Source organism: Pseudomonas sp. S3_B08, assembly GCF_054667725.1.
The window spans coordinates 4,680,579-4,703,763 of sequence record NZ_CP162750.1 but is presented as its reverse complement, the minus strand read 5'-3'; the positions used below and the strand labels follow the sequence as shown (position 1 = coordinate 4,703,763).

At 60.5% G+C, this 23,185-nt stretch carries 22 protein-coding genes; 14 read left to right on the top strand and 8 right to left on the bottom strand.

Annotated elements, in window-relative coordinates:
- Nucleotides 1-10: 10 nt before the first annotated feature.
- Nucleotides 11-961, bottom strand: coding sequence for an IS110 family transposase (locus AB4N73_RS21390; RefSeq protein ID WP_076563955.1), 951 nt, complete (start codon nucleotides 959-961; stop codon nucleotides 11-13).
- A 514-nt stretch (nucleotides 962-1,475) separates the two neighbouring features.
- Here AB4N73_RS21390 and purE point away from each other — a divergent pair.
- The 4 genes from purE to AB4N73_RS21370 all read left to right on the top strand — a co-directional run bounded on the left by purE (nucleotide 1,476) and on the right by AB4N73_RS21370 (nucleotide 4,057).
- Complete coding sequence (gene purE / locus AB4N73_RS21385) at nucleotides 1,476-1,967, top strand: 5-(carboxyamino)imidazole ribonucleotide mutase (RefSeq protein ID WP_007920220.1); 492 nt, start codon at nucleotides 1,476-1,478, stop codon at nucleotides 1,965-1,967.
- Nucleotides 1,968-1,977: 10 nt separating this feature from the next.
- A complete protein-coding gene (locus AB4N73_RS21380; RefSeq protein WP_041476593.1) occupies nucleotides 1,978-3,060 on the top strand; it encodes a 5-(carboxyamino)imidazole ribonucleotide synthase in 1,083 nt (360 codons plus the stop codon).
- Between the two features lie 112 nt (nucleotides 3,061-3,172).
- The gene (locus tag AB4N73_RS21375; protein WP_016772475.1) at nucleotides 3,173-3,418 is read left to right on the top strand and encodes a GlsB/YeaQ/YmgE family stress response membrane protein; all 246 of its coding nucleotides are present in this window, start codon (nucleotides 3,173-3,175) and stop codon (nucleotides 3,416-3,418) included.
- Nucleotides 3,419-3,511: 93 nt separating this feature from the next.
- A complete protein-coding gene (locus AB4N73_RS21370) occupies nucleotides 3,512-4,057 on the top strand; it encodes a DUF3299 domain-containing protein (protein ID WP_460142516.1) in 546 nt (181 codons plus the stop codon).
- Nucleotides 4,058-4,289: 232 nt separating this feature from the next.
- Here the strand turns inward: AB4N73_RS21370 and AB4N73_RS21365 are convergent, their stop codons facing one another.
- Together AB4N73_RS21365 and AB4N73_RS21360 are read right to left on the bottom strand one after the other, a co-directional pair.
- The gene (locus tag AB4N73_RS21365; RefSeq protein WP_460142515.1) at nucleotides 4,290-5,189 is read right to left on the bottom strand and encodes a D-hexose-6-phosphate mutarotase; all 900 of its coding nucleotides are present in this window, start codon (nucleotides 5,187-5,189) and stop codon (nucleotides 4,290-4,292) included.
- Nucleotides 5,190-5,246: 57 nt separating this feature from the next.
- Nucleotides 5,247-5,651: an acyl-CoA thioesterase gene (locus AB4N73_RS21360; RefSeq protein WP_003229628.1), complete on the bottom strand. Its 405-nt coding sequence runs from the start codon at nucleotides 5,649-5,651 to the stop codon at nucleotides 5,247-5,249.
- A gap of 377 nt (nucleotides 5,652-6,028) precedes the next feature.
- On the opposite strand from AB4N73_RS21360, the gene AB4N73_RS21355 reads away from it, so the two are divergent.
- The 8 genes from AB4N73_RS21355 to AB4N73_RS21320 all read left to right on the top strand — a co-directional run bounded on the left by AB4N73_RS21355 (nucleotide 6,029) and on the right by AB4N73_RS21320 (nucleotide 16,964).
- Nucleotides 6,029-7,327: an MFS transporter gene (locus AB4N73_RS21355; protein WP_016772479.1), complete on the top strand. Its 1,299-nt coding sequence runs from the start codon at nucleotides 6,029-6,031 to the stop codon at nucleotides 7,325-7,327.
- 234 nt (nucleotides 7,328-7,561) lie between these two features.
- A complete protein-coding gene (locus AB4N73_RS21350) occupies nucleotides 7,562-8,560 on the top strand; it encodes a phosphate ABC transporter substrate-binding protein PstS (protein ID WP_016772480.1) in 999 nt (332 codons plus the stop codon).
- A 251-nt stretch (nucleotides 8,561-8,811) separates the two neighbouring features.
- Entirely contained in the window at nucleotides 8,812-11,097 is a 2,286-nt protein-coding gene (locus AB4N73_RS21345; protein ID WP_024014834.1) for an ABC transporter permease subunit, read from the top strand.
- Between the two features lie 16 nt (nucleotides 11,098-11,113).
- Nucleotides 11,114-12,784: a phosphate ABC transporter permease PstA gene (gene pstA / locus AB4N73_RS21340; protein WP_016772481.1), complete on the top strand. Its 1,671-nt coding sequence runs from the start codon at nucleotides 11,114-11,116 to the stop codon at nucleotides 12,782-12,784.
- A gap of 143 nt (nucleotides 12,785-12,927) precedes the next feature.
- A complete protein-coding gene (gene pstB / locus AB4N73_RS21335; protein ID WP_041476597.1) occupies nucleotides 12,928-13,761 on the top strand; it encodes a phosphate ABC transporter ATP-binding protein PstB in 834 nt (277 codons plus the stop codon).
- Between the two features lie 119 nt (nucleotides 13,762-13,880).
- Complete coding sequence (gene phoU, locus AB4N73_RS21330) at nucleotides 13,881-14,642, top strand: phosphate signaling complex protein PhoU (protein ID WP_016772483.1); 762 nt, start codon at nucleotides 13,881-13,883, stop codon at nucleotides 14,640-14,642.
- Nucleotides 14,643-14,818: 176 nt separating this feature from the next.
- Nucleotides 14,819-15,751 carry a response regulator gene (locus AB4N73_RS21325; RefSeq protein ID WP_041476598.1) on the top strand — a complete coding sequence of 311 codons (933 nt, stop codon included), beginning with the start codon at nucleotides 14,819-14,821 and terminating at the stop codon, nucleotides 15,749-15,751.
- Nucleotides 15,752-16,067: 316 nt separating this feature from the next.
- Nucleotides 16,068-16,964: a peptidoglycan DD-metalloendopeptidase family protein gene (locus tag AB4N73_RS21320; protein WP_150742875.1), complete on the top strand. Its 897-nt coding sequence runs from the start codon at nucleotides 16,068-16,070 to the stop codon at nucleotides 16,962-16,964.
- Between the two features lie 172 nt (nucleotides 16,965-17,136).
- Here AB4N73_RS21320 and AB4N73_RS21315 read toward each other — a convergent pair whose 3' ends face one another.
- From AB4N73_RS21315 to phoB, 3 genes are all read right to left on the bottom strand, one after another.
- Nucleotides 17,137-18,477, bottom strand: coding sequence for a hemolysin family protein (locus AB4N73_RS21315; RefSeq protein ID WP_016772486.1), 1,341 nt, complete (start codon nucleotides 18,475-18,477; stop codon nucleotides 17,137-17,139).
- 123 nt (nucleotides 18,478-18,600) lie between these two features.
- Nucleotides 18,601-19,887, bottom strand: a complete 1,287-nt coding sequence (phoR, locus tag AB4N73_RS21310) for a phosphate regulon sensor histidine kinase PhoR (RefSeq protein ID WP_231991049.1) — start codon at nucleotides 19,885-19,887, stop codon at nucleotides 18,601-18,603.
- A 138-nt stretch (nucleotides 19,888-20,025) separates the two neighbouring features.
- A complete protein-coding gene (phoB, locus tag AB4N73_RS21305) occupies nucleotides 20,026-20,715 on the bottom strand; it encodes a phosphate regulon transcriptional regulator PhoB (RefSeq protein WP_007896474.1) in 690 nt (229 codons plus the stop codon).
- Nucleotides 20,716-20,866: 151 nt separating this feature from the next.
- Here phoB and AB4N73_RS21300 point away from each other — a divergent pair, with 151 nt between their 5' ends.
- Complete coding sequence (locus tag AB4N73_RS21300; RefSeq protein ID WP_252877130.1) at nucleotides 20,867-21,250, top strand: COG4315 family predicted lipoprotein; 384 nt, start codon at nucleotides 20,867-20,869, stop codon at nucleotides 21,248-21,250.
- A gap of 115 nt (nucleotides 21,251-21,365) precedes the next feature.
- Here AB4N73_RS21300 and ubiA read toward each other — a convergent pair whose 3' ends face one another.
- Together ubiA and AB4N73_RS21290 are read right to left on the bottom strand one after the other, a co-directional pair.
- Nucleotides 21,366-22,256: a 4-hydroxybenzoate octaprenyltransferase gene (gene ubiA / locus AB4N73_RS21295; protein WP_353187235.1), complete on the bottom strand. Its 891-nt coding sequence runs from the start codon at nucleotides 22,254-22,256 to the stop codon at nucleotides 21,366-21,368.
- The gene (locus AB4N73_RS21290; RefSeq protein WP_076564594.1) at nucleotides 22,256-22,816 is read right to left on the bottom strand and encodes a chorismate--pyruvate lyase family protein; all 561 of its coding nucleotides are present in this window, start codon (nucleotides 22,814-22,816) and stop codon (nucleotides 22,256-22,258) included. Before AB4N73_RS21290 ends, ubiA begins: the two co-directional genes overlap by 1 nt.
- A gap of 201 nt (nucleotides 22,817-23,017) precedes the next feature.
- Here AB4N73_RS21290 and AB4N73_RS21285 point away from each other — a divergent pair, with 201 nt between their 5' ends.
- On the top strand, nucleotides 23,018-23,185 hold the full coding sequence (locus AB4N73_RS21285) for a rubredoxin (RefSeq protein WP_305381791.1): 168 nt from the start codon (nucleotides 23,018-23,020) through the stop codon (nucleotides 23,183-23,185).

The following is a 23,185-nucleotide window of genomic DNA, read 5'->3' as shown; positions in this document are numbered from 1 at the left end:
ATGGTTATCCTCAAGCGATAACTGCCCCTTTCGATTGATATTCGCTCTGGTTTTTCATCAGGGCGAACGCTATGCGGGCGAGTTTACGGCTGAGCATCACCAGTACCTGTGTAGTCGCTTTTCCACAGCTGAGATGGTGGTTGTAGAACGCCTTCCAGGCATTTGATCGGCAGGCTGACATGGCGGCGTTATGCAGTAACCGTCGCACCTCCGAGCATCCGCGCTTGGTTAAATATCTACGGCCATTTTTTTGGCCCGAGTCGCTCACTCTCAGATCCATGCCTAAAAACGCGACATAAGAGTCGCCACTGGTAAAGTCGCCTCGGTTGTATGCCATGACCAAAGCAGTTGCAGTTAGAAAGCCTATACCTTCGATGGCTTGGCATCTGGCAACTTCTTCCAGCAAACCAGCTTCACGCAAGATTTCCTTGAGCTTTTTCTGAACTAGCAAATCCAGCCTTTCCATGGACTTTACGAAAGTTGCGAACACGGCTTTCAAGCTGGCGTCATTTGCCCAGCTCTGGGTCAGGCTGGTTTTGGCCTGTATCAGCGAAGCTCTACGTCGTAGAAGGCTTTGCAGCTTGCCGTAGACCGCCGGAGGTGGGGTCCAGGGGCGTAAATCTTCGCCTTCATTTTTTAGAAAACGGGCGAGAAGACGGGCGTCAGATGCGTCCGTTTTACTACGGCCACCGACACCTTTACGATAATTACTGAGTTGAAAACCGTCGATGATGAAAACGTCGTGGCCTGACTCATGAGCCAACTCAACCAAGTCGACGTGATAAACATTTGTCGCCTCAACAGCTATGGCGGTGGGTCCCGGCAACGTTTTAAGCCAGCGCTTTATGACGGGCTTTTCATTGGTTATCGAGGTGAGCAGATCTGGATCTGCTAAATAAATAACAAGTTCAGCTTTGGCGACGTCCACACCCACAATTGACTTCGACACGCGCATTGCCACTGACACTTCTCCACGCTAAGGTTTTACGACTTGTAGGGGTTTCACCCAGAGGCGCAGGCTTGTTTCTATCGTCGCTTGAACGAAGCATTCTCTATCGGCGCTTTTGGTGGAAGGGGTGGGGCGAGGTCTCCCACGGTCTGTACTGTTACAGCAGTCAGATGCGAACTGTTCGTCCCACCACCCCTTCAAGTCTAACCATACAAGCGAGCCTGCTCGCGAATGCGGAGTTTCAGGCGCTGAGGTATCGTCTGACGCAACGCTTTCGCGAGCAGGCTCGCTCCCACAGGGGGATTTTTGCGGTGTTCTTTCGCTGACCTCAAGGTCAATAGAACCGGGCGTTTCGCTCATTTGACAGATGGTCGTTTCGGGGGCTGTTTATTGCTTTCTTTGCGGTATACTGCGCGGCCTTCGGCCGGCACGTCCGGCCATTTTTCGTACAATCAAGCCACGCAACCTGCGTGGCTTGTTGTTTTATGACGCGCCTGCGGGCGCTCCAGAGAGAAGAGGCGCGACGATGAGTGCACTGGTTGGCGTGATCATGGGCTCCAAGTCCGATTGGTCCACCCTTAGCCACACCGCCGATATGCTGGAAAAGCTCGGCATCCCGTACGAGGTCAAGGTGGTTTCCGCCCACCGCACCCCGGATCTGCTGTTCCAGTACGCCGAAGAGGCTGAAAGCCGCGGCATCGAGGTGATCATCGCCGGTGCCGGTGGCGCAGCCCACTTGCCGGGCATGTGTGCGGCCAAGACCCACCTGCCGGTGCTGGGCGTGCCGGTGCAGTCGGCCATGCTCTCGGGCGTCGATTCGCTGCTGTCGATCGTGCAGATGCCAGCTGGCATTCCGGTTGCCACCCTGGCCATCGGCAAGGCTGGCGCAATCAACGCCGCCCTGCTCTCGGCGAGCATCCTCGGCGCCAAGCACCCGCAGTTCCACGCGGTACTGAAAACCTTCCGTGCCGAGCAGACAGACAGCGTCCTGGACAATCCAGACCCACGTATTGCCTGAGGTTGTTGAGATGAAGATCGGTGTAATCGGTGGCGGCCAGTTGGGTCGCATGTTGGCCCTGGCGGGCACTCCGCTGGGGATGAACTTCGCTTTTCTCGACCCTGCGCCGGACGCCTGTGCGGCCGCGCTGGGCGAACACCTGCGGGCCGATTACGGCGATCAGGATCATCTGCGCCAACTGGCCGATGAAGTCGATCTGGTGACCTTCGAATTCGAAAGCGTCCCGGCCGAAACCGTGGCATTTCTCTCGCAATTCGTGCCGGTCTACCCGAGCGCCGAAGCCCTGCGCATCGCTCGTGATCGCTGGTTCGAAAAGAGCATGTTCAAGGACCTCGGCATTCCGACCCCGGCCTTCGCCGACATCCAGTCGCAAGCCGACCTGGACGCCGCCGTCGCTTCGATCGGTCTGCCGGCCGTGCTGAAAACCCGCACCCTGGGTTATGACGGCAAGGGCCAGAAAGTCCTGCGCAAGCCGGAAGATGTTGCCGGTACGTTCGCCGAACTGGGCAGCGTTGCCTGCCTGCTGGAAGGCTTCGTGCCATTCACCGGCGAAGTGTCGCTGATCGCCGTGCGTGCCCGCGATGGTGAAACGAAGTTCTATCCACTGGTGCACAACACCCACGACAGCGGCATCCTCAAGCTGTCGGTGGCCAGCACCGATCACCCGTTGCAGGCGCTGGCGGAAGATTATTCCAGCCGTGTGCTCAAGCACCTCGACTACGTCGGCGTGATGGCTTTCGAGTTCTTCGAAGTCGACGGTGGCCTCAAAGCCAACGAAATCGCCCCGCGCGTGCACAACTCCGGGCACTGGACCACCGAAGGTGCCGAGTGCAGCCAGTTCGAAAACCACCTGCGCGCCGTGGCCGGCCTGCCGCTGGGTTCGACCGCCAAGGTCGGCGAGAGCGCGATGCTCAACTTCATCGGCGTAGTGCCGCCGGTGGAAAAAGTCATCGCCATCGAAGACTGCCACCTGCATCACTACGGCAAAGCTTTCAAGGCCGGACGCAAGGTCGGCCACGCCAACCTGCGCTGCGCCGACATGGCCACGCTGCAAGCGCAGATCATCAAGGTCGAAGCGCTGATCGCCGAGTAAAAACGCTTTCATGTGGCAGCGGCGGAACCATTCAGGGGCCGCTGTTCTCTCATGGCAGGATGCGAAACACTGGCTAGTCTTTCGCATATCTTCCAAATCAGAGGGAAATGCCATGGGAATTATCGGAACCATCTTTATCGGCTTGATCGTCGGCCTGCTGGCTCGGTTCCTGAAACCGGGCGATGACAGCATGGGCTGGATCATGACCATCCTGCTCGGTATCGGCGGTTCGCTGGCGGCCACCTACGGCGGCCAGGCTCTGGGCATCTATCAGGCGGGCGAGGGCGCGGGTTTCCTCGGCGCACTGGTCGGCGCTGTGGTGTTGCTGGTGATCTACGGTCTGATCAAAAAGAACTGATCGAAAGCGACAAAGCCCTCTCGGCCAGCGCGGCCGGGAGGGCTAGAATGCGCGGCGACTTACCGTCCATTCCTTTGCCTGCCGAGCACCTTCATGCGCCGTCTTCTGTTGACTCTCCTCTTGCTGGGCAGCTATCTCGCCCACGCCGGCGAACTGCCGGAAACCGACTGGCTGGAACTGATGCCCAAGTCGGATCAAAAGGCCCTTGAGGCCATGCCGGAAATCGACCACAACTCCCCCGAAGCCACCGGCACCTTCACCGAGAAGGGCGGGATGAAGCAGGCCAAAGGTCTGCCAGCGGTGATGTATTCGACGAAAACCGTAGCGTCGATGAACGACAAACACATCCGCATCGGCGGATACCCGGTGCCGCTTGAGTCGGATGCCAAGGGCCGCAGCACGCTGTTCTTCCTTGTGCCGTATCCGGGCGCCTGCATCCACGTGCCGCCACCACCGCCGAATCAACTGGTGCTGGTGCGGTATCCAAAAGGGTTGAAGCTGGAGGACATCTACACACCGCTTTGGGTGACCGGCACGCTTAAAATCGAAAAGGTCAGTAATGACCTGGCGGATGCGGCGGATGCGGCGTATGCGCTGGAGGCGGAGAAGGTGCGGGTGGTGCAGGAAGCTGACCTCTAAAGCGCGCCGCGCATAAATTTGGGAGCGAGCCTTTGTGGTGAGGGGATTTATCTGTGGTGAAGGGATTTATCTGTGGTGAAGGGATTTATCTGTGGCGAGGGGATTTATCCCCGCTGGACTGCGCAGCAGGCCCCAGCTTTTGATTTAAAAAAAAGCGGGGGCCGCTTCGCGACCCAGCGGGGATAAATCCCCTCGCCACGGGGCTCTTTGCCCTTTTGTATTGCGCTAGAGCTTAGAGCGGCGTAGCGGCCACGCTAACACCCATCGTATGGCGCGCACCCGGCGCCAGGGTCACCAGATCATCCATCACATTCGCCGTTTCGATGCACAGCATGCGTTGCCAGCCATCGTTGTCCATGTCCGGCAGTGCGGCGGCGCGGTCGATCCACGGGTTCCAGATCACCGCAGTGCGCGAGCCGGTAGAGGTCAGCACGATGCGTCGTTCCCAGGTCGGATCAACGATGCTCAATTGCGGCGGAGCATTGAGGTAGATGCGGTCGGTCTCGCCGGCGAAATGCAGATCGCCGCTCAGGCTGGCCGTGTTCCAGTCGTCCAGGGTCTCGATGTAGTTGAGCCCGGCCACGCCGTCGACATGCACATTACGCACGTCACTCACGGCGAAATAGGTGTGCAGCGCCTGACTCAGCGTGACGCTGTCAGTCCCCCGGTTATGGCTGGTCAGACTGTAATGCAGTTGATCCGCCAGATGCAGGGTCAGGGTCAGATCGACTTCGTGGGGCCAGCCCGGCAGGCCACCTTCCGGGTAGGGCAGCTTGAATTCGACCTTGATGCCGTCAGCCTCTGATTCGATGTTGCCCAACTCCCAGTCCATCGCCCGCACCAGACCGTGCGCGGGGGCCGGCTGCTCGCCGGTGTACATGGCCTGCACGCTGCTCGGGTTGCGTTCGAATTTGCCGAACCACGGCCAGCACACCGGCACGCCGGCGCGGATGCTCTTGCCGGTCTTGAACTCGGCCTTGTCGTTGAGCCAGATGATCGGCGGCTGGCCGTCGATCTGATAACTGAGGATGTGCGCGCCTTGCTGGGCCACCAGCACTTCGGCCTTGCCGTGGCGGATGCGCCAGCAGTTCAGTTCATCCTGTTTCACGGCTTCAACGTTGGGCGTGTTCATGGGCAACTCTCGATCAGACACTGGGGACGACTATCGACCGCAAAACGGTCGCGAGGTTTAACGCGCGCGTGGCGGCACCGAACGGGTGCGACCGCTGCCGTCGATGGCGACGAAAACGAAAACCGCTTCGGTGACCTTGCGCCATTCGCTGGAGAGTGGGTCATCGCTCCACACTTCGACCATCATCTGGATCGAGCTGCGGCCGATTTCCAGGGTCTGGGTATAAAAGGACAACTGCGCGCCGACCGCGACCGGGACGAGAAACGCCATGCGGTCGATGGCGACAGTGGCAACGCGGCCACCGGCCACCCGGCTGGCCATGGCGGTGCCGGCCAGATCCATCTGCGCGACCAGCCAGCCGCCGAAAATATCGCCAAAGCCGTTGGTTTCGCGGGGAAGTGCGGTGATTTGCAGGGCCAGGTCGCCCTGTGGGATCGGATCTTCTTGTTCGAGCTCTATCATGCCGAGGGGCCTCTGACCCGTGACTCTTCGTGGGTATTGCGGGTGGTAGCCGTCTTCAAGAAAAACGATTCAACACCGAACACACTGCGTTCGTCACGTTTTCCATCAGGCGCCTAAAGGGAAACTCTGCGAAAAAGGCTAAATCCCGAGCAAAGGACGGGCCAACAACGTTTTCGCACAGCAACCTCTTACAAATCCTGCGCAGGTGGCGAGTATATCGGTCGATAGACCCCGCGACGACCACCCGGTTCTGATTTCGACCGTCAATTACGCGCCTCTATGTGCTTTTTCGAACAATTTGCTATGGTGCCGAACCTGTCCGAGCCACCGCCAGCGTTGTTGTGGCGACAGATTCGACTATAAGAGAAGCCCTTGCCATGACCACAGCGCCTTCGAGCCTCGCGCAGCCCGAGCAACCCGCACGACCGTTGACCCGCAATGACTACAAGACTCTGTCGCTGTCCGCCCTTGGCGGGGCGCTGGAGTTCTACGATTTCATCATCTTCGTCTTCTTCGCCACCGTCGTCGGCAAGCTGTTCTTCCCGGCCGACATGCCCGAGTGGCTGCGGTTGATGCAGACCTTCGGCATCTTCGCCGCCGGCTATCTGGCGCGTCCTTTGGGCGGCATCGTCATGGCGCACTTCGGTGACCTGCTGGGGCGCAAGAAGATGTTCACCCTGAGCATTTTCATGATGGCCGTGCCGACGCTGATCATGGGCCTGCTGCCGACCTACGCGCAGATCGGCATCTGGGCGCCGATCCTGTTGCTGCTGATGCGGGTGATCCAGGGCGCCGCTATTGGCGGTGAGGTGCCGGGGGCGTGGGTCTTCGTTTCCGAACACGTACCGCAAAAGCACATCGGTTATGCCTGCGGCACGCTCACCAGTGGCCTGACTGCCGGCATCCTCCTCGGCTCGCTGGTCGCCACGGCAATCAACAGCATTTATACGCCAGCCGAAGTGTCGGATTACGCCTGGCGGATCCCGTTCCTGCTCGGCGGCGTGTTCGGCCTGTTCTCGGTGTATCTGCGCCGCTGGCTGCACGAGACACCGGTGTTCGCCGAACTGCAATTGCGCAAGGCACTGGCCGAAGAAGTGCCGTTGCGCGCGGTGCTGCGTGACCATCGCGGCGCCATCGCGATTTCGATGCTGCTGACCTGGCTGCTCTCGGCTGGCGTCGTCGTAGTGATCCTGATGACCCCGACCGTGCTGCAAACGGTCTACCACTTCTCGCCGACCACGGCGCTGCAGGCCAACAGCCTTGCCATCGTGTTCCTCAGCCTCGGCTGCATCGGCGCCGGCGCACTGGCTGATCGCTTCGGCGCCGGTCGCGTATTCGTGTTCGGTTGCCTGGGCCTGCTGATCAGCTCCTGGACCTTCTACCACAGCCTTGCCGACCACCCGGACTGGCTGTTCCCGCTGTACGCACTGACCGGTTTGCTGGTCGGTACCATCGGCGCGGTGCCGTACGTGATGGTCAAGGCGTTCCCGCCGGTGGTTCGCTTCAGTGGCCTGTCGTTTTCCTACAACGTCGCGTACGCGATCTTCGGTGGCCTGACGCCAATGGTGGTGAGCCTGCTGCTGAAGGAAAGCGCGATGGGGCCTGCCTACTATGTGGCAGTGCTGTGCGGGATGGGAATTCTGGTAGGCGCCTGGCTCTGGAAGAAGGGGCGCTAAAGCCCAGGATCTACTACACCAATACCGGCCACTTCGCGAGCAGGCTCGCTCCCACAGTTGGAATGCATTTCAATTGTGGGAGCGAGCCTGCTCGCGAATGGGGACGCCACAAATCATCCAGCAAAACCCGATGCTGGCCTTTCATCCAATTGTCATATTTCAGCCATAGAGTGTTCACATGGCCTGCTGATACTTGGCCCCGACTTAACACACCCTATCTGCTAGGAGTAAGGCATGAAACTGAAGCGTTTGATGGCGGCAATGACTTTTGTCGCTGCTGGCGTTGCGACTGCCAACGCGTTCGCCGCTGTTGACCCTGCTATCCCGAGCTACACCAAGACCACTGGTGTGTCGGGCAACCTGTCCAGCGTCGGTTCCGATACCCTGGCCAACCTCATGACCCTGTGGGCCGAGAACTACAAAAAAGAATACCCGAACGTCAACATCCAGATTCAGGCTGCCGGTTCTTCCACCGCGCCACCTGCACTCACCGAAGGCACCGCCAACCTGGGCCCGATGAGCCGCAAGATGAAGGACAACGAGCTGCAGGCTTTCGAGCAGAAGTACGGCTACAAGCCGACGGCGATCCCGGTTGCCGTGGATGCTCTGGCCGTGTTCGTGCACAAGGACAACCCGATCAAGCACCTGACCATGGCTCAGGTCGATGCGATTTTCTCCTCGACGCGCCTGTGCGGTGCCAAAGCTGACGTCAAGACCTGGGGTGACCTGGGCGTGACCGGTGACCTGGCCAACAAGCCGGTCCAGCTGTTCGGCCGTAACTCGGTGTCCGGCACCTACGGCTACTTCAAGGAAGAAGCCCTGTGCAAAGGCGACTACAAGCCTAACGTCAACGAACAACCAGGTTCGGCTTCGGTAGTGCAGTCGATCAGCAGCTCGCTTAACGGCGTCGGCTACTCGGGCATCGGCTACAAAACTGCCAGCGTGAAAACTGTAGCCCTGGCCAAGAAAGAAGGCGGCGAGTTCATCGAAGACACCGAAGAAAACGCCCTGAACGGCAAGTATCCGCTGTCGCGCTTCCTCTACGTTTACGTCAACAAAGCCCCGAACAAGCCTCTGGCCCCGCTGGAAGCCGAGTTCGTGAAGCTGGTGCTGTCGAAGCAGGGCCAGGAAGTGGTAGTGAAAGACGGCTACATCCCGCTGCCTGCCAAGGTTGCTGCCAAAGCACTGGCTGACCTCGGTCTGCAAGAAGGCGGCGCTGTCGCCAAGAAGTAACACCGCAGATCCGGGGCAACCCCCGGACCTGCTGGAACCGTGTAGGAGCTGACGAGTGAAACGAGGCTGCGATCTTTTGATCTGGCCTCTGATCGCAAGATCAAAAGATCGCAGCCTCGGTTCCCTCGACAGCTCCTGCACAGGTTTCACAACCTCGAATTCTCGACTCCGCTGCCGGACTTCCGGCTGGCGGATTTGCTGCGTCACTGCACTGTCATCTTTCTGTCATACAGGATCGCTAGGGTGTGCGCATGAATGATCTGGCCAATTCCCCAATGACTACGTCTTCCCCTCCCAAGCGCATTGATTTCAATACGCCTGAGCTGCAACGCAAGCGCCGCATCCGCGCGCTCAAGGATCGCTTCACCCGTTGGTACGTCCTCGTTGGCGGCCTGGCGGTGCTCGCGGCCATCACCCTGATCTTCTTCTTCCTCGCCTACGTCGTTGCGCCACTGTTTCAAGGCGCCGACCTGACCGCGAAAGACTCGATCACCCCGGCCTGGATGCAGGACGCGGGCAAGCCGCTGATGATCTCGCTCGAAGAGCAGAATCAGGTGGCCATGCGTGTATCCGACAAGGGCCAGGCGCTGTTCTTCGATCTCGACAGTGGCGCTGAATTGAGGCGTGTCGATCTGCCGCTGCCTGCGGGCGCCACTGTGACGTCTATTGGCGAAGACCAGCCGGGTCATCCGCTGGTGGCCGTGGGTCTGTCCAACGGTCAGGCGCTGGTGTTCCGTCATACCTATAAAGTCAGCTATCCCGATGGCAAGAAAACCATCAGCCCGGCCATCGAATATCCCTATGGCGAAGCACCGATCGCGCTGAACGAAAGCGGCGGCGCGCTGGAGCATGTCAGCCTCAATGCCACCGATTCGACCCTGATGCTGGTCGGCTCCACTGGCTCGCAACTCAATGTGCTGTCGCTGACCAGCGAAGAAAACATGATGACCGGCGAAGTCACCAACGAGCAGACGCGCATCGATCTGCCGCAGATGACCGAGCCGGTGAAAAACATCTTCGTCGACCCGCGCCAGCAGTGGCTGTACGTGGTCAACGGTCGTGCTCAGGCCGACGTGTTCAGCCTGCGCGACAAGAGCCTCAACGGGCGCTACAAACTGCTGGAAAATGCCGACGCCCAAGTCACCGCCACCGCGCAGCTGGTCGGCGGTATCTCGCTGATCGTCGGCGATTCCAAGGGCGGTCTGGCCCAGTGGTTCATGGCTCGCGATACCGATGGCGAGCAGCGTCTGAAGCAGATCCGCACCTTCCAGATGGGCACCACGCCGATCGTTGAAATCGCTGCCGAAGAGCGCCGCAAAGGCTTCCTCGCCCTCGATGCCAGCGGCAAGCTCGGCGTGTTCCACAGCACCGCACACCGCACGTTGCTGGTCGATCAGGTGGTTGAAGGCCAGGGCCTGTTCGGTCTGTCGCCGCGCGCCAACCGAGTGATCGTCGAAGCCGGCGGCAAGCTGCAGCCGTTGCTGCTCGACAACCCGCACCCGGAAGTATCGTGGAGCGCGCTGTGGAGCAAGGTCTGGTACGAGAACTACGACGAGCCTAAATACGTCTGGCAGTCGACCGCCGCCAACACCGATTTCGAACCGAAACTGAGCCTCTCGCCGCTGACCTTCGGCACTCTGAAGGCCGCGTTCTACGCCATGCTGCTGGCCGCGCCACTGGCCGTCGCCGCTGCGATCTACACCGCGTACTTCATGGCCCCGGGCATGCGCCGCAAGGTCAAACCGGTGATCGAACTGATGGAAGCGATGCCGACGGTGATCCTCGGTTTCTTCGCCGGTCTGTTCTTGGCTCCATATGTAGAAGGGCATCTGCCGGGCATCTTCAGCCTGCTGATGTTGCTGCCGATCGGCATTCTGGTCGCCGGTTTCACCTTCAGCCGCCTGCCTGAATCGATCCGCCTGAAAGTCCCGGACGGCTGGGAAAGTGCGCTGCTGATTCCGGTGATCCTGTTTGTGGGCTGGCTCTCGCTGTACATGAGCCCGTTCATGGAGAACTGGTTCTTCGGCGGCGACATGCGCATGTGGATCTCCCATGACCTGGGCATCACCTACGACCAGCGCAACGCCCTGGTGGTCGGTCTGGCCATGGGTTTCGCGGTGATCCCGAACATCTACTCGATCGCCGAAGACGCCGTGTTCAGTGTGCCGCGCGGCCTGACCCTGGGTTCGCTGGCCCTGGGTGCGACGCCATGGCAGACCATGACCCGCGTGGTGATCCTGACCGCAAGCCCGGGCATCTTCTCGGCGCTGATGATCGGCATGGGCCGTGCGGTCGGCGAAACCATGATCGTGCTGATGGCCACCGGCAACACCCCGGTCATGGAGATGAACCTGTTCGAAGGCCTGCGCACCCTGGCCGCCAACGTCGCGGTGGAAATGCCCGAGTCGGAAGTCGGCGGCAGCCACTACCGCGTGCTGTTCCTCTCGGCGCTGGTGCTGCTGCTGTTCACCTTCGTCATGAACACCCTGGCAGAACTGATTCGTCAGCGTCTGCGCAAGAAATACTCGTCGCTTTAAGCAAAGGTAGAAGTCTGTGAAACAGAACTCCCTGAAAGGATGGTTCAAGAGCGGCGCCCCGGGCGTCTGGATCAGCGGTGGCGCGGTGTCCATCGCGGTCATCATGACCATTGGCCTGTTGGCGGTGATTGCCGTGCGCGGTCTCGGTCACTTCTGGCCGGCGGACCTGATCCACGCGCATTACGACGTACCGGGCCAGGCCAATCACCTGGTGATCGGCGAAGTGGTGCAGAAAGAAGAAGTGCCGCGCGCACGTCTGAAGAGCGCCGGTCTGCCGGTGCCGGACGAAGGCCCGGAATTCATGACCCGCGAGCTGATCAAGGTCGGCAACCGTGACCTGAACGGCAACGACTTCACCTGGATCGTCGGCGAGTGGCTGACCAAGCAGACCACGCCGCCCGAGCTGATGGCGATCGAGCGTCGCGAGTGGGGCAACTTCTACGGCTATTTGGTCAACGTCAAACAGGATGGCAAGGTCATCGCCGAAGGCGAGGCCGCATGGCCTGAACTGCAAGCGCGCATCGACCGTGTGAACGATCTTGCGGCTCAACTGAAAACGCTGGAAAAAACCGACATCGGCGCAATCAATGCCGGCCTCGAGCGAATCCGTCTGCACGGGCGCAAACTCGAGCTGGAAGGCAAACTCGACGCCACCGCACAAGCGGACATGGAGTCCGAGCGCGCCGAGCTGGACGCGCGCTACAAAGACATCGAAGCACGTCTGTCTGATTTGCATGCTCAGTTCAACCGCGACGCCTTGACCGCCCGTGACGCCAACGGCAAGGAAATCGAAATCGGTCTGGGCAAAGTCGTGCATGCCTACCAGCCAAACGGCATGAGCACCTTGACCAAGGTTGGTTTCTACTTCAGCAAGATCTGGGAATTCCTCTCCGACGACCCGCGTGAAGCGAACACCGAAGGCGGGATCTTCCCGGCGATCTTCGGCACCGTGATGATGACCCTGATCATGGCGATGATCGTCACCCCGTTCGGCGTGCTGGCAGCGGTGTACCTGCGCGAATACGCCAAGCAGAACACCCTGACTCGCGTCATTCGTATCGCGGTGAACAACCTCGCCGGCGTACCGGCGATCGTTTACGGCGTGTTCGGTCTGGGCTTCTTCGTCTACGTGCTGGGTGGTTCGGTCGACCGCTTGTTCTTCCCTGAAGCTCTGCCGGCGCCGACGTTCGGTACGCCGGGCCTGCTCTGGGCTTCGCTGACCCTCGCGCTGCTGGCAGTGCCGGTGGTGATTGTGGCGACCGAAGAAGGTCTGGCGCGGATTCCTCGTACCGTGCGTGAAGGCTCGTTGGCCCTCGGCGCGACCAAAGCGGAAACGCTGTGGAAAATCGTTATCCCGATGGCCAGCCCGGCCATGATGACCGGCATGATCCTCGCCGTGGCCCGCGCCGCCGGTGAAGTGGCGCCGCTGATGCTGGTGGGTGTGGTGAAACTGGCGCCGTCGCTGCCGGTGGACGGCAACTACCCGTACCTGCACCTGGACCAGAAGATCATGCACCTGGGCTTCCACATTTATGACGTCGGCTTCCAGAGCCCCAACGTCGAAGCAGCCCGCCCGCTGGTGTACGCCACGGCGCTGCTGCTGGTGCTGGTGATCGCGACGCTGAACCTGTCGGCGGTGTATATCCGCAACCACCTGCGCGAAAAATACAAAGCACTGGATAGCTGATTTTGCAGCACTGATTTTTATGTGGGAGCGAGCCTGCTCGCGAAGGCATCACCGCGGTTTCATAGACAAACCGCAGCGCCTGAATCGCGAGCAGGCTCACTCCTACAAAACCGAACCGAATTTGTTAGCACAGGGAGCCTCCCATGCAGCACGAAACACACAGCCACGGCATCAACATGTCTGCCCTGGGCCGCGACAAGCAGAGCCTCAACCTGGCGCAGGAAACCGTCGCCATCGAAGTGCCGGGCCTGAGCCTCTACTACGGCGACAAACAGGCACTGTTCGACGTCAGCATGAACATCCCGAAACAGCGCGTGACGGCGTTCATCGGCCCGTCCGGCTGCGGTAAGTCGACGCTGCTGCGTACCTTCAACCGGATGAACGATCTGGTCGACGGCTGCCGTGTCGAGGGCGCGATCAACCTGTACGGCAACAACATCTATCGCAAGGGCGAAGACGTTGCCGAACTGCGTCGTCGCGTCGGCATGGTGTTCCAGAAGCCCAACCCGTTCCCGAAGACCATTTACGAAAACGTGGTCTATGGCCTGCGCATCCAGGGCATCAACAAGAAGCGCATCCTCGACGAAGCCGTTGAATGGGCGTTGAAAGGCGCGGCATTGTGGGACGAGGTCAAAGACCGTCTGCACGACTCGGCCCTCGGCCTGTCCGGTGGTCAGCAACAGCGTCTGGTGATCGCGCGCACCATCGCGGTCGAGCCGGAAGTGCTGCTGCTCGACGAACCGTGCTCGGCTCTCGACCCGATCTCGACGCTGAAAGTCGAAGAGCTGATCTACGAGCTGAAGTCCAAGTTCACCATCGTCATCGTGACCCACAACATGCAACAGGCGGCACGGGTGTCCGACTACACCGCGTTCATGTACATGGGCAAACTGGTGGAATTCGGCGACACCGATACTCTGTTCACCAATCCGGCGAAGAAGCAGACCGAAGACTACATCACCGGTCGCTATGGCTGATTGCAGCAGCGGCAAGCCGCAAGCTTCAAGCGGCAAGAAAGAATTGGTGCGATATCAGGACTTATACATAACTGCTTGAAGCTTGCAGCTTGAAGCTTGCAACTTTCGCGGAGCGAACAATGATTTCCAAAGAAGGCCTTACCCATCACATTTCCGCGCAGTTCAACGCTGAACTGGAGGAAGTGCGCAGTCACCTCCTTGCCATGGGCGGGCTGGTCGAGAAGCAGGTCAACGACGCGGTCACGGCGCTGATCGAGGCCGACTCCGGCCTGGCTCAGCAGGTCCGTGAGATCGACGACCAGATCAACCAGATGGAACGCAACATCGACGAAGAATGCCTGCGCATTCTCGCCCGTCGTCAGCCGGCAGCCTCTGACCTGCGTTTGATCATCAGCATTTCCAAATCGGTGATCGACCTCGAGCGTATCGGCGACGAAGCCACCAAGATCGCCCGTCGTGCCATCCAGCTGTGCGAAGAAGGCGAAGCGCCGCGCGGTTACGTCGAGGTTCGTCACATTGGCGACCAGGTACGCAACATGGTGCGCGATGCGCTGGACGCCTTCGCGCGTTTTGACGCCGATCTGGCCTTGTCGGTGGCGCAGTACGACAAGATCATCGACCGCGAATACAAAACCGCCCTGCGTGAGCTGGCCACTTACATGATGGAAGACCCGCGCTCTATCTCGCGGGTGCTGAGCATCATCTGGGTTCTGCGTTCACTGGAGCGCATCGGCGATCATGCGCGCAACATCTCCGAACTGGTGATCTACCTGGTGCGCGGCACCGACGTGCGCCACATGGGCCTCAAGCGCATGAAGGAAGAAGTTGAAGGCACAAGCGCTGAAACCGCTAATGTTCCGGGCGAAGCTGACGATAAGTAAGATTGCCTGAGAAAAGCGCCCGGCCCTCTGGCCGGGCGTTTTTGTTTCTGCTTTTCAGAAGCGGATTCGTATTAAAAGCAGCACCCGCGAACGAAAAGTCCCGGCGTGACTGAAGAGTTTTGGCAATGTGCCATCAGCCAGCGTTATGCTTGCCGGGATTTTAATAGGGGTGTTGGATGAGCAAGATCAGTGTGTTGGTCGTGGACGATGCTTCGTTCATTCGTGACCTGGTGAAAAAGTGCCTGCGTAATTACTTCCCGGGGATCCGCACCGAGGACGCCATCAACGGCAAAAAGGCCCAGGCGATGCTGGCCAAAGAGGCTTTCGACCTGGTGCTGTGCGACTGGGAAATGCCGGAAATGTCCGGCCTCGAACTGCTGACCTGGTGCCGCGAGCAGGACAACCTCAAGACCATGCCGTTCGTCATGGTCACCAGCCGTGGCGACAAGGAAAACGTCGTGCAGGCGATTCAGGCCGGCGTTTCCGGCTACGTCAGCAAGCCGTTCACCAACGAGCAGCTGCTGACCAAGGTCAAGCAGGCACTGAACAAGGTCGGCAAGCTCGACACCTTGATGAACAGCGCGCCGACCAAGATGAATTCGGCATTCGGCAACGATTCCCTGAGCGCACTGACCGGCGGCAAGCCTGCCGTGGTCGGCGGCGCTGCGGCCAGGCCTGCCGCTGCTGCACCCGCTCCAGCCGCTGCGCCGTCGCGCGGTTTGCTCAACAGCCCGCCAGTTCAGGCGCCCGGTGCATCCAAGGCGCCGGTGGGCGGTCGTGGTCAGGGCCAGTTGCGCCTGCCGAGCGGTACTCAGCAATGCGTGATCAAGGCCTTGAGCATCAAGGAAGCCCTGCTGGTGGTGAAGCGCACCGAAACCCTGCCGCAGATCCTCGACAGCGCCGTGCTCGATCTGGAGCAGGGCGACAACGCCGAGATCGCGCGGCTCAATGGTTACCTGCACGCCATCGTCGCCCACGAGCAGAAAGCCGACAGCGACTGGCTGCAACTGACCTTCCGCTTTGTCGACCAGGATGCGCAGAAGCTCGACTACATCTCGCGCCTGATCGCCCGGGGCACGGCGCAGAAGCATTTCGTACCCGGCGCGTAAGCTTCGTCGCCCGATAGGCCGCCTTCGCGAGCAGGCTCGCTCCCACCCTGGAACGCATTCCAAATGTGGGAGCGAGCCTGCTCGCGAAGGGGCCAGCCAAAACACCACTTGTCTCCCGTGCTCTGATCGTTCCCACGCGCAGCAAAGGAATGCCTCAACCGGACGCTCCGTGTCCTCTGTGCAGGGGACGCAGAGCGTCCCGGGCTGCATCCCCACGCAGAGCGTGGGGACGATCATTTGAAACATCTGTCGACTAGCCTGGTCTGTCTCAGCTGCTAGGCTGATTCCCAGGCCTTCCTTCGACAGACTTTTGCCCATGTTCGCGCGCCTGCTGTTTTTCTGCGGTCTCTGCCTGGCCTCCCAGCTGGCGATGGCCATGACCATCTACAAATCCACCGATGCCAACGGCGTGGTCTCGTACAGCGACCGCCCGAGCAAAGGCGCAAAGGTGTTCGTGTTTCAGGACCGTATGGTCGAGCGCCTCGACCGCCAGGTGTACCTGGACATCAAGAAGCAGAAAGGCGTCGACGTGGTGTTTGCGCGCAACGATTTGTACGCGCCGGTCGAGGTTGCCCTGGCCTTCATTGGCACGAGCAATGTGCGCGGCGTGCCCGCGCGGGCGATCCGTCGCGTGCTGCCGCCGCGCAGCAACACACGGCTGGCGCTGCTGACGGCGATCAGCCGTGACCAGCCGCTGGTGTATTCGCCGCAGTTCCAGTATTCGCTGGGCGACCCCGCAGGCACCGCACAGAGCTATCGCTATCCGCTGCCCTGGCGTGGCGGGCCGTTTCGCCTGAGTCAGGGCGCCAACGGCCAATACAGCCACTACGGGCCGAAGAACCGCTACGCCATGGACATCGCCATGCCGGTGGGCACGCCGATCATCGCCGCGCGAGCGGGAGTAGTGGTGAAAACCGAGAATTCCCAGAGCGGGCGCGGTACCGATGCCTCCGGCAATTTCGTCCGGGTGCTGCACGACGACGGCACGATGGGCGTGTACCTGCATCTGAAACAGGGTTCGGTGAGTGTGCGCGAAGGCCAGCGGGTCAAGGTCGGCAGCCCGCTGGCGCTGTCGGGCAACACCGGCAACAGCAGCGGCCCGCACCTGCACTTCGTGGTGCAGCGCAATACCGGAGAGGGGCTGGTGTCGATTCCCTATCAGTTCAACCAGCCGCTGGGGGCGTTGCCCAACTTTGCGTTGGGCAAGCAGTAGGCGCGATAGGGTGTTGAGGGTTTTTGTGGCGAGGGGATTTATCCCCGTTGGGCCGCGAAGCGGCCCCAAATATTGCAACTCTGTACTAACTGACTGCATTCAATGGTTTTGGGACGGCTGCGCCGTCCAACGGGGATAAATCCCCTCGCCACAAGAGCCCCCCAAACTCCCATCAATCGAGCATCAACACCTTGGCCAGAACAATCTTCGGCCCTTTCATCTTCTTTATGATGATCCGCAGGCCTTCGACTTCCAGCACTTCTTCCTCTTCCGGCACCCGTTTCAGGGTTTCGTAAACCAGCCCGGCAAGGGTTTCCGCTTCGATGTGATCAAGATCGATGCCCAGCAGACGTTCGACCTTGAACAACGGCGTATCGCCACGCACCAGCAGCTTGCCCGGCTGATAGGCAAGGATGCCGCGCTCTGCCTTGCGGTGCTCGTCCTGAATGTCGCCGACCAGCACTTCCAGCACGTCTTCCATGGTCAGGTAGCCGATGATGTTGCCGTCAGCCTCTTCGACCACGGCGAAGTGCGAGCCACCCTTGCGGAACTGCTCCAGCAGCTGCGAAAGCGGCATGTGCCGCGACACGCGCTCCAGCGGGCGGGTCAGCTCGGCCAGGTTGAACGACTCTGGAATGTGGTCCAGCGCGGCCAGTTCCAGCAGCAGATCCTTGATGTGCAGCAGGCCGACGAACTCCTGGCGCTCGCTGTCGTACACCGGATAACGGCTGAACTTGTGGCGACGGAACATCGCCAGGATTTCCTTCAGCGGCGCGTTGAACTCCAGGGTGATCAGGTCTTCGCGGGAGTTGGCCCAGTCGACCACTTCCAGCTCGCCCATTTCCACCGCCGAAGCCAACACGCGCATGCCCTGATCGCTCGGATCCTGGCCACGGCTGGAGTGCAGGATCAATTTCAGTTCTTCGCGGCTGTAATGGTGTTCATGGTGCGGGCCGGGTTCACCTTGCCCGGCGATACGCAAAATCGCGTTGGCGCTGGCGTTGAGCAGGTAGATCGCCGGGTACATCGCCCAGTAGAACAGGTACAGCGGCACCGCGGTCCACAGCGACAAAAGCTCGGGTTTGCGGATCGCCCATGACTTGGGCGCCAGCTCGCCGACCACGATGTGCAGGTACGAAATGATGAAGAACGCGGTGAAGAACGACACGCCTTTGATGATCTCGGGCGAGTCGACGCCGACTGCGCTCAGCAGCGGCTCGAGAATATGCGCGAACGCCGGTTCACCGACCCAGCCCAGACCGAGAGAGGCGAGGGTGATGCCGAGCTGGCACGCCGACAGGTAGGCATCGAGCTGACTGTGCACGGTGCGCAGGATATGTCCGCGCCAGCCATGTTGTTCAGCGATGGCCTCGACCCGGGTCGAGCGCAATTTGACCATGGCGAATTCCGCTGCAACGAAAAAACCGTTGAGCAAAACCAGGATCAGAGCAAAAAGAATCATGCCGAAGTCGGCAAAAATGGTTGCGAGGGACAAGCCAGGGGAAGGGTCCATGATGGAGTTTTGCGGGTTCCGTGTGATTCGAAAGTAGGGAGAAACAGCGCCTGAAAGGCAGGCACAAGTCAGCCAATGTAGCGGCTGACCGTGCGATTGCCTAGTGGCGTGTGCCGGGCGGCATCACTCGGCGGCGCTGATCGCCCGTGCGCTGGCCACCTGAGCCGGGGCGAAATGGCAGGTGAACGTGCTGCCGTGGCCGGGCACGCTGCTGATCTCCATGCGCGCGCGGTGGCGCAGCAGCACGTGCTTGACGATGGCCAGGCCGAGGCCGGTGCCGCCCGTGTTGGAGTTGCGGCTGGAATCGACGCGGTAGAAACGCTCGGTCAGGCGCGGCAGGTGTTTGCTGTCGATACCGATGCCGGAATCCTGCACGCTCAGGTGCGCGCCCTGATCGTCGCCCCACCAGCGAATGCGGATGTTGCCCTCGGCGGGGGTGTACTTGACCGCGTTGAACACCAGATTGGAGAACGCGCTGCGCAACTCCGCTTCGCTGCCCTTGAGCAGCACTCCGGCATTGGCCTCGAGGCTGATGCGCTGGTTCTTCGCCCCGGACAACTGCTGCGCATCGCTGGTGATCGATTGCAGCAAGGTGTCGATCTGCACTGGCTGGTTGTCCGACGGATAGTCGGTGGCTTCCAGCTTGGCCAGCAGCAACAGATCGTTGAGCAGCGTCTGCATGCGCCCGCCCTGTTGTTGCATCTGTTGCAGGGCTCGGCTCCAGCGCGGGTTCACTTCTTCGACATTGTCCAGCAGGGTTTCCAGATAGCCGCAGATCACCGTGAGCGGTGTGCGCAGCTCGTGGGAGACGTTGGCGATGAAATCCTTGCGCATCTGTTCCAGCTGATGGATGCGCGTCACGTCGCGGACCAGCATCAGGTGTTCATTGTTGCCGTAGCGGGTCAGGTACAGCTGAATGCGCACGCGATCGTTGGTCGGCGAAGGGATTTCCAGTGGCTCGGCGAAGCTGTCCTGCTCGAAGTATTCCTTGAAGCGCGGATGGCGCACCAGGTTGGTCACCGGTTGGCCGCTGTCCTGCGGAGTCTTCAGGCCGAGCAGGGTTTCGGCGGCGCGGTTCCACCATTCGAGATTGCCGTCGCTGTCGAGCATGATGACTGCGTCTTTCAGCGCGGCGGTGGATTCCTGCACCCGGTCGATCACCGCTTGCAGACGCCCGCGCACCCGTTGGTCGCGGCGTTGCAGGTGATAGATGCTGTCGAACACCTCGCCCCACAGACCATAGCCATCGGGCGGCGCTTCGTCGGGTTGGTGCTGGCGCAGCCATTCGTGCAGACGCAGCAATTGCTTGAGCGTCCAGGCCAGATATAGGCCCAGACCCGCCGCGAGGCTCCAGCCGTAATAGCCGGTGATCAGGCCGATCACCAGGCAGGCGGTGACCAGCAACAGCATGTGGCGAATCAGGGTGCCATGCCAGTTTTGATTCACAGGGGCGTCCTTAGCCGCAGCTTCAAGTTTCAAGCCGCAAGCTCCAAGCTAAAACGGATCGGCTTTCACTTGCCGCTTGTAGCTGGAAACTTGCAGCTGCTTTTACGCTTTTGTGGAGAACCGATAACCGGTGCCGCGCACGGTTTGTACCAGATTTTCGTAGGCGTCGCCGAGGGCCTTGCGCAGGCGCCGGATGTGCACGTCGACGGTGCGCTCTTCGACGTAGACGTTGCCACCCCAGACCTGGTCAAGCAACTGGCCACGGGTGTAGGCGCGTTCCTGATGGGTCATGAAAAATTGCAGCAGGCGGTATTCGGTCGGGCCCATCTCGGCGGGTTTGCCGTCGATGGTCACGCGGTGGCTGATCGGGTCGAGCAGCAGGCCGCCGACTTCGATCGGCGCTTCGCCATCGGTCGGTCCGGCGCGGCGCAGCACAGCCTTGAGGCGGGCGACCAGTTCACGCGGGGAAAACGGTTTGGTGATGTAGTCGTCGGCGCCGACTTCCAGGCCCTGGATCTTGTTGTCCTCTTCGCCCTTGGCGGTGAGCATGATGATCGGGATGTCCCCGGTCAGCTCGTCACGCTTGAGGCGCCGTGCCAGTTCGATGCCCGAGGTGCCGGGCAGCATCCAGTCGAGCAGGATCAGGTCCGGTTTGCGGTCGACAATAATGGCGTGAGCCTGCTGCGAGTTCTCTGCCTCGAGGCAGTCATAGCCGGCCATTTCCAACGCCACGGCGATCATCTCGCGAATGGGCGCTTCGTCGTCGACGATCAGAATGCTCCTGCCAACCATGCCTTAATCCTCTTGTCATTTAACTGTCTTGCGCCGCATTAGATAACGGAATTATTGCAGTCGTGTGACAGTATTTCAGGCCCGCAACATTTGCACCCATCCTCGACTAAGCTCTAAGTCCGAATCCTGACAACCACAAAAGAAGGTTTCCATGACTCAGATGACTGCTTCGTTCAAAGCCCTGCTGATGGCCGCCGCCCTGACATTGCCGGGGCTGGCCATGGCGGCCGATCCGGCGATGGAGAAGGACGGCATGTACACCGACCACAAGGGCATGACCCTGTACACCTTCGCCAAGGACTCCGCTGGCAAGTCCGCGTGTAACGACAAGTGCGCGGCAAACTGGCCGCCGTTGATGGCGCAGGCGGGTGACAAATCCATGGGCGACTGGACGGTGATCAAGCGTGACGACGGCACGATGCAGTGGGCCTACCAGGGCATGCCGTTGTACACCTTCGTGATGGACAAGAAGGCCGGCGACATGACCGGCGACGGCAAAATGGACGGCGCGTGGAAAGTCGCCAAGGCCAAATAGATGCAACCCAGACGCTTTGGGAGCGAGCCTGCTCGCGAAAACGATGTGTCAGTTATCGCAGAGGTGACTGACATGACGCCTTCGCGAGCAGGCTCGCTCCCACAGGTGTCATGCATTAGCGCAGTGCGTAATCCAGCACGATCCCGACAAATATCGCCAACCCTGCCCAGTGGTTGTGCAAAAACGCCTGGAAACAACGCATGCGGTCCTTGCTGCGTGTGTACCAGAACTCCCACGCATAACATCCCGCAGCTACCAGCAAGCCGAGGTGGAACCAGATCCCCAGTTCGAACTTCGATCCGGCCAGGATCAGGCAGGCCAGCGACAATGCCTGCAAGCTGAGGATGATCACCCGATCTGCCTCGCCAAACAGAATCGCCGTGGATTTCACGCCGATCTTCAGATCGTCATCACGATCGGTCATCGCGTAGTAAGTGTCGTAGCCCACCGTCCACAGCAGGTTGGCAATCCACAGCAGCCACGCCGCCGCTGGCAACTCGCCGGTCTCGGCGGTAAAGGCCATCGGCATGCCCCAGGAGAACGCCGCGCCCAGCACCACTTGCGGGTAGTAGGTGTAGCGCTTCATGAACGGATAAGTGAACGCCAGCGCCAGACCACCCAGCGACAGCCAGATCGTCGGTGCGTTGGTGCACAGCACCAGCAGAAAACTGATCCCCATCAGCACGGCAAAGAACACCAGCGCTTCCTTCGAGCTGATCCGGCCGCTGGCCAGCGGCCGTTGCGCGGTGCGTTTGACGTGGCCGTCGACCTTGCGGTCGGCCCAGTCGTTGATCACGCAGCCGCCGGCACGGGTCAGCACTACGCCAAGAACAAAAATCACCACGTTGGCCAGCGACGGCGAGCCCTTGCCGGCAATCCACAATGCCCACAATGTCGGCCACAGCAGCAGGTAAATGCCGATCGGCTTGTCCATGCGCGTCAACTGAACGAAATCCCAGGCGCGCGGGTTCAGACGGTTGAGGGACTTGAGCAGGCTTTGATACATCAGCAGTTCTCCGGATGGGCGCGGGCGGCGTCCCACAGGCTCGGCAGGAAGATTTCCGCGACCAGCACGCTCAGCGCACCACGGTCGAAACGCGAACGCCGGCCCCACAATTCAGGGGCTTGCACCGCTGGCGGCAACCATTGTTCAGGGTAGTGGCAGACTTCAATGGCGCGGCGTTGAAATGCCCGATCGCAAAACAGCAATTCGCCCAGCGAGCGGCTGCCCAGCTCATCCATGTGTAAACCATCACCTTGCAGGGCGGCGCGCGAGGCGACGCTGCGGGCAAACACCCAGGCTTCGCCATGACCACGCAAATACACCTCACGCACCCAGCCTTCGCTGCCCTCGGCCAGATCCAGCGCCGCGCATTCATCAGCGCGCAGGGTGTCCCAGCCTTCGAACAACGGCGACACGCTGAAGCCATCCTCGGACAAACGGGTCAAACGGCGGGTCAGCGAACCTTCGTCGAACAACCAGTCCAGGGTCAACGGATCGGGGCGGGGCGTCAGGCGGTCTTGGGTCAGCCAGAGCGGGGCGGGGCAGGCATTTGAATGTTGCACAATGAGTCATTATTGGCCGCAAATGAGGCGGCGAGCTTACCATGGCAGGCGACAGGATTGAGCGGCGCCGGCCGCCGTTGCGCCGAACAGGCTTGCATCTGCGCGGCACCCTCAGTACAAAACGCCCTGAGCAGGATGGCAGCGCAACACCCATCGACCGTCCGCGCCGGCACTACGCCTGAACCCTGAGGAAGTACCTGAATGAAGAAGTGGCAATGTATCGTCTGTGGCCTGATCTATAACGAAGCCGAGGGTTGGCCGGATGACGACATCGCGCCGGGCACCCGCTGGGAAGACGTACCGGCAGACTGGCTGTGTCCCGACTGCGGCGTCGGCAAAATGGACTTCGAAATGATTGAAATCAACTAA

What these genes read in the sequence shown, in the direction of transcription:
- purE (WP_007920220.1), top strand. Translation starts at nt 1,476, where the DNA reads ATGAGTGCACTGGTTGGCGTGATCATGGGCTCCAAGTCCGATTGGTCC.
- AB4N73_RS21380 (WP_041476593.1), top strand. Translation starts at nt 1,978, where the DNA reads ATGAAGATCGGTGTAATCGGTGGCGGCCAGTTGGGTCGCATGTTGGCC.
- AB4N73_RS21375 (WP_016772475.1), top strand. Translation starts at nt 3,173, where the DNA reads ATGGGAATTATCGGAACCATCTTTATCGGCTTGATCGTCGGCCTGCTG.
- AB4N73_RS21370 (WP_460142516.1), top strand. Translation starts at nt 3,512, where the DNA reads ATGCGCCGTCTTCTGTTGACTCTCCTCTTGCTGGGCAGCTATCTCGCC.
- AB4N73_RS21365 (WP_460142515.1), bottom strand. Translation starts at nt 5,189, where the DNA reads ATGAACACGCCCAACGTTGAAGCCGTGAAACAGGATGAACTGAACTGC.
- AB4N73_RS21360 (WP_003229628.1), bottom strand. Translation starts at nt 5,651, where the DNA reads ATGATAGAGCTCGAACAAGAAGATCCGATCCCACAGGGCGACCTGGCC.
- AB4N73_RS21355 (WP_016772479.1), top strand. Translation starts at nt 6,029, where the DNA reads ATGACCACAGCGCCTTCGAGCCTCGCGCAGCCCGAGCAACCCGCACGA.
- AB4N73_RS21350 (WP_016772480.1), top strand. Translation starts at nt 7,562, where the DNA reads ATGAAACTGAAGCGTTTGATGGCGGCAATGACTTTTGTCGCTGCTGGC.
- AB4N73_RS21345 (WP_024014834.1), top strand. Translation starts at nt 8,812, where the DNA reads ATGAATGATCTGGCCAATTCCCCAATGACTACGTCTTCCCCTCCCAAG.
- pstB (WP_041476597.1), top strand. Translation starts at nt 12,928, where the DNA reads ATGCAGCACGAAACACACAGCCACGGCATCAACATGTCTGCCCTGGGC.
- phoU (WP_016772483.1), top strand. Translation starts at nt 13,881, where the DNA reads ATGATTTCCAAAGAAGGCCTTACCCATCACATTTCCGCGCAGTTCAAC.
- AB4N73_RS21325 (WP_041476598.1), top strand. Translation starts at nt 14,819, where the DNA reads ATGAGCAAGATCAGTGTGTTGGTCGTGGACGATGCTTCGTTCATTCGT.
- AB4N73_RS21320 (WP_150742875.1), top strand. Translation starts at nt 16,068, where the DNA reads ATGTTCGCGCGCCTGCTGTTTTTCTGCGGTCTCTGCCTGGCCTCCCAG.
- AB4N73_RS21315 (WP_016772486.1), bottom strand. Translation starts at nt 18,477, where the DNA reads ATGGACCCTTCCCCTGGCTTGTCCCTCGCAACCATTTTTGCCGACTTC.
- phoR (WP_231991049.1), bottom strand. Translation starts at nt 19,887, where the DNA reads ATGCTGTTGCTGGTCACCGCCTGCCTGGTGATCGGCCTGATCACCGGC.
- phoB (WP_007896474.1), bottom strand. Translation starts at nt 20,715, where the DNA reads ATGGTTGGCAGGAGCATTCTGATCGTCGACGACGAAGCGCCCATTCGC.
- AB4N73_RS21300 (WP_252877130.1), top strand. Translation starts at nt 20,867, where the DNA reads ATGACTCAGATGACTGCTTCGTTCAAAGCCCTGCTGATGGCCGCCGCC.
- ubiA (WP_353187235.1), bottom strand. Translation starts at nt 22,256, where the DNA reads ATGTATCAAAGCCTGCTCAAGTCCCTCAACCGTCTGAACCCGCGCGCC.
- AB4N73_RS21285 (WP_305381791.1), top strand. Translation starts at nt 23,018, where the DNA reads ATGAAGAAGTGGCAATGTATCGTCTGTGGCCTGATCTATAACGAAGCC.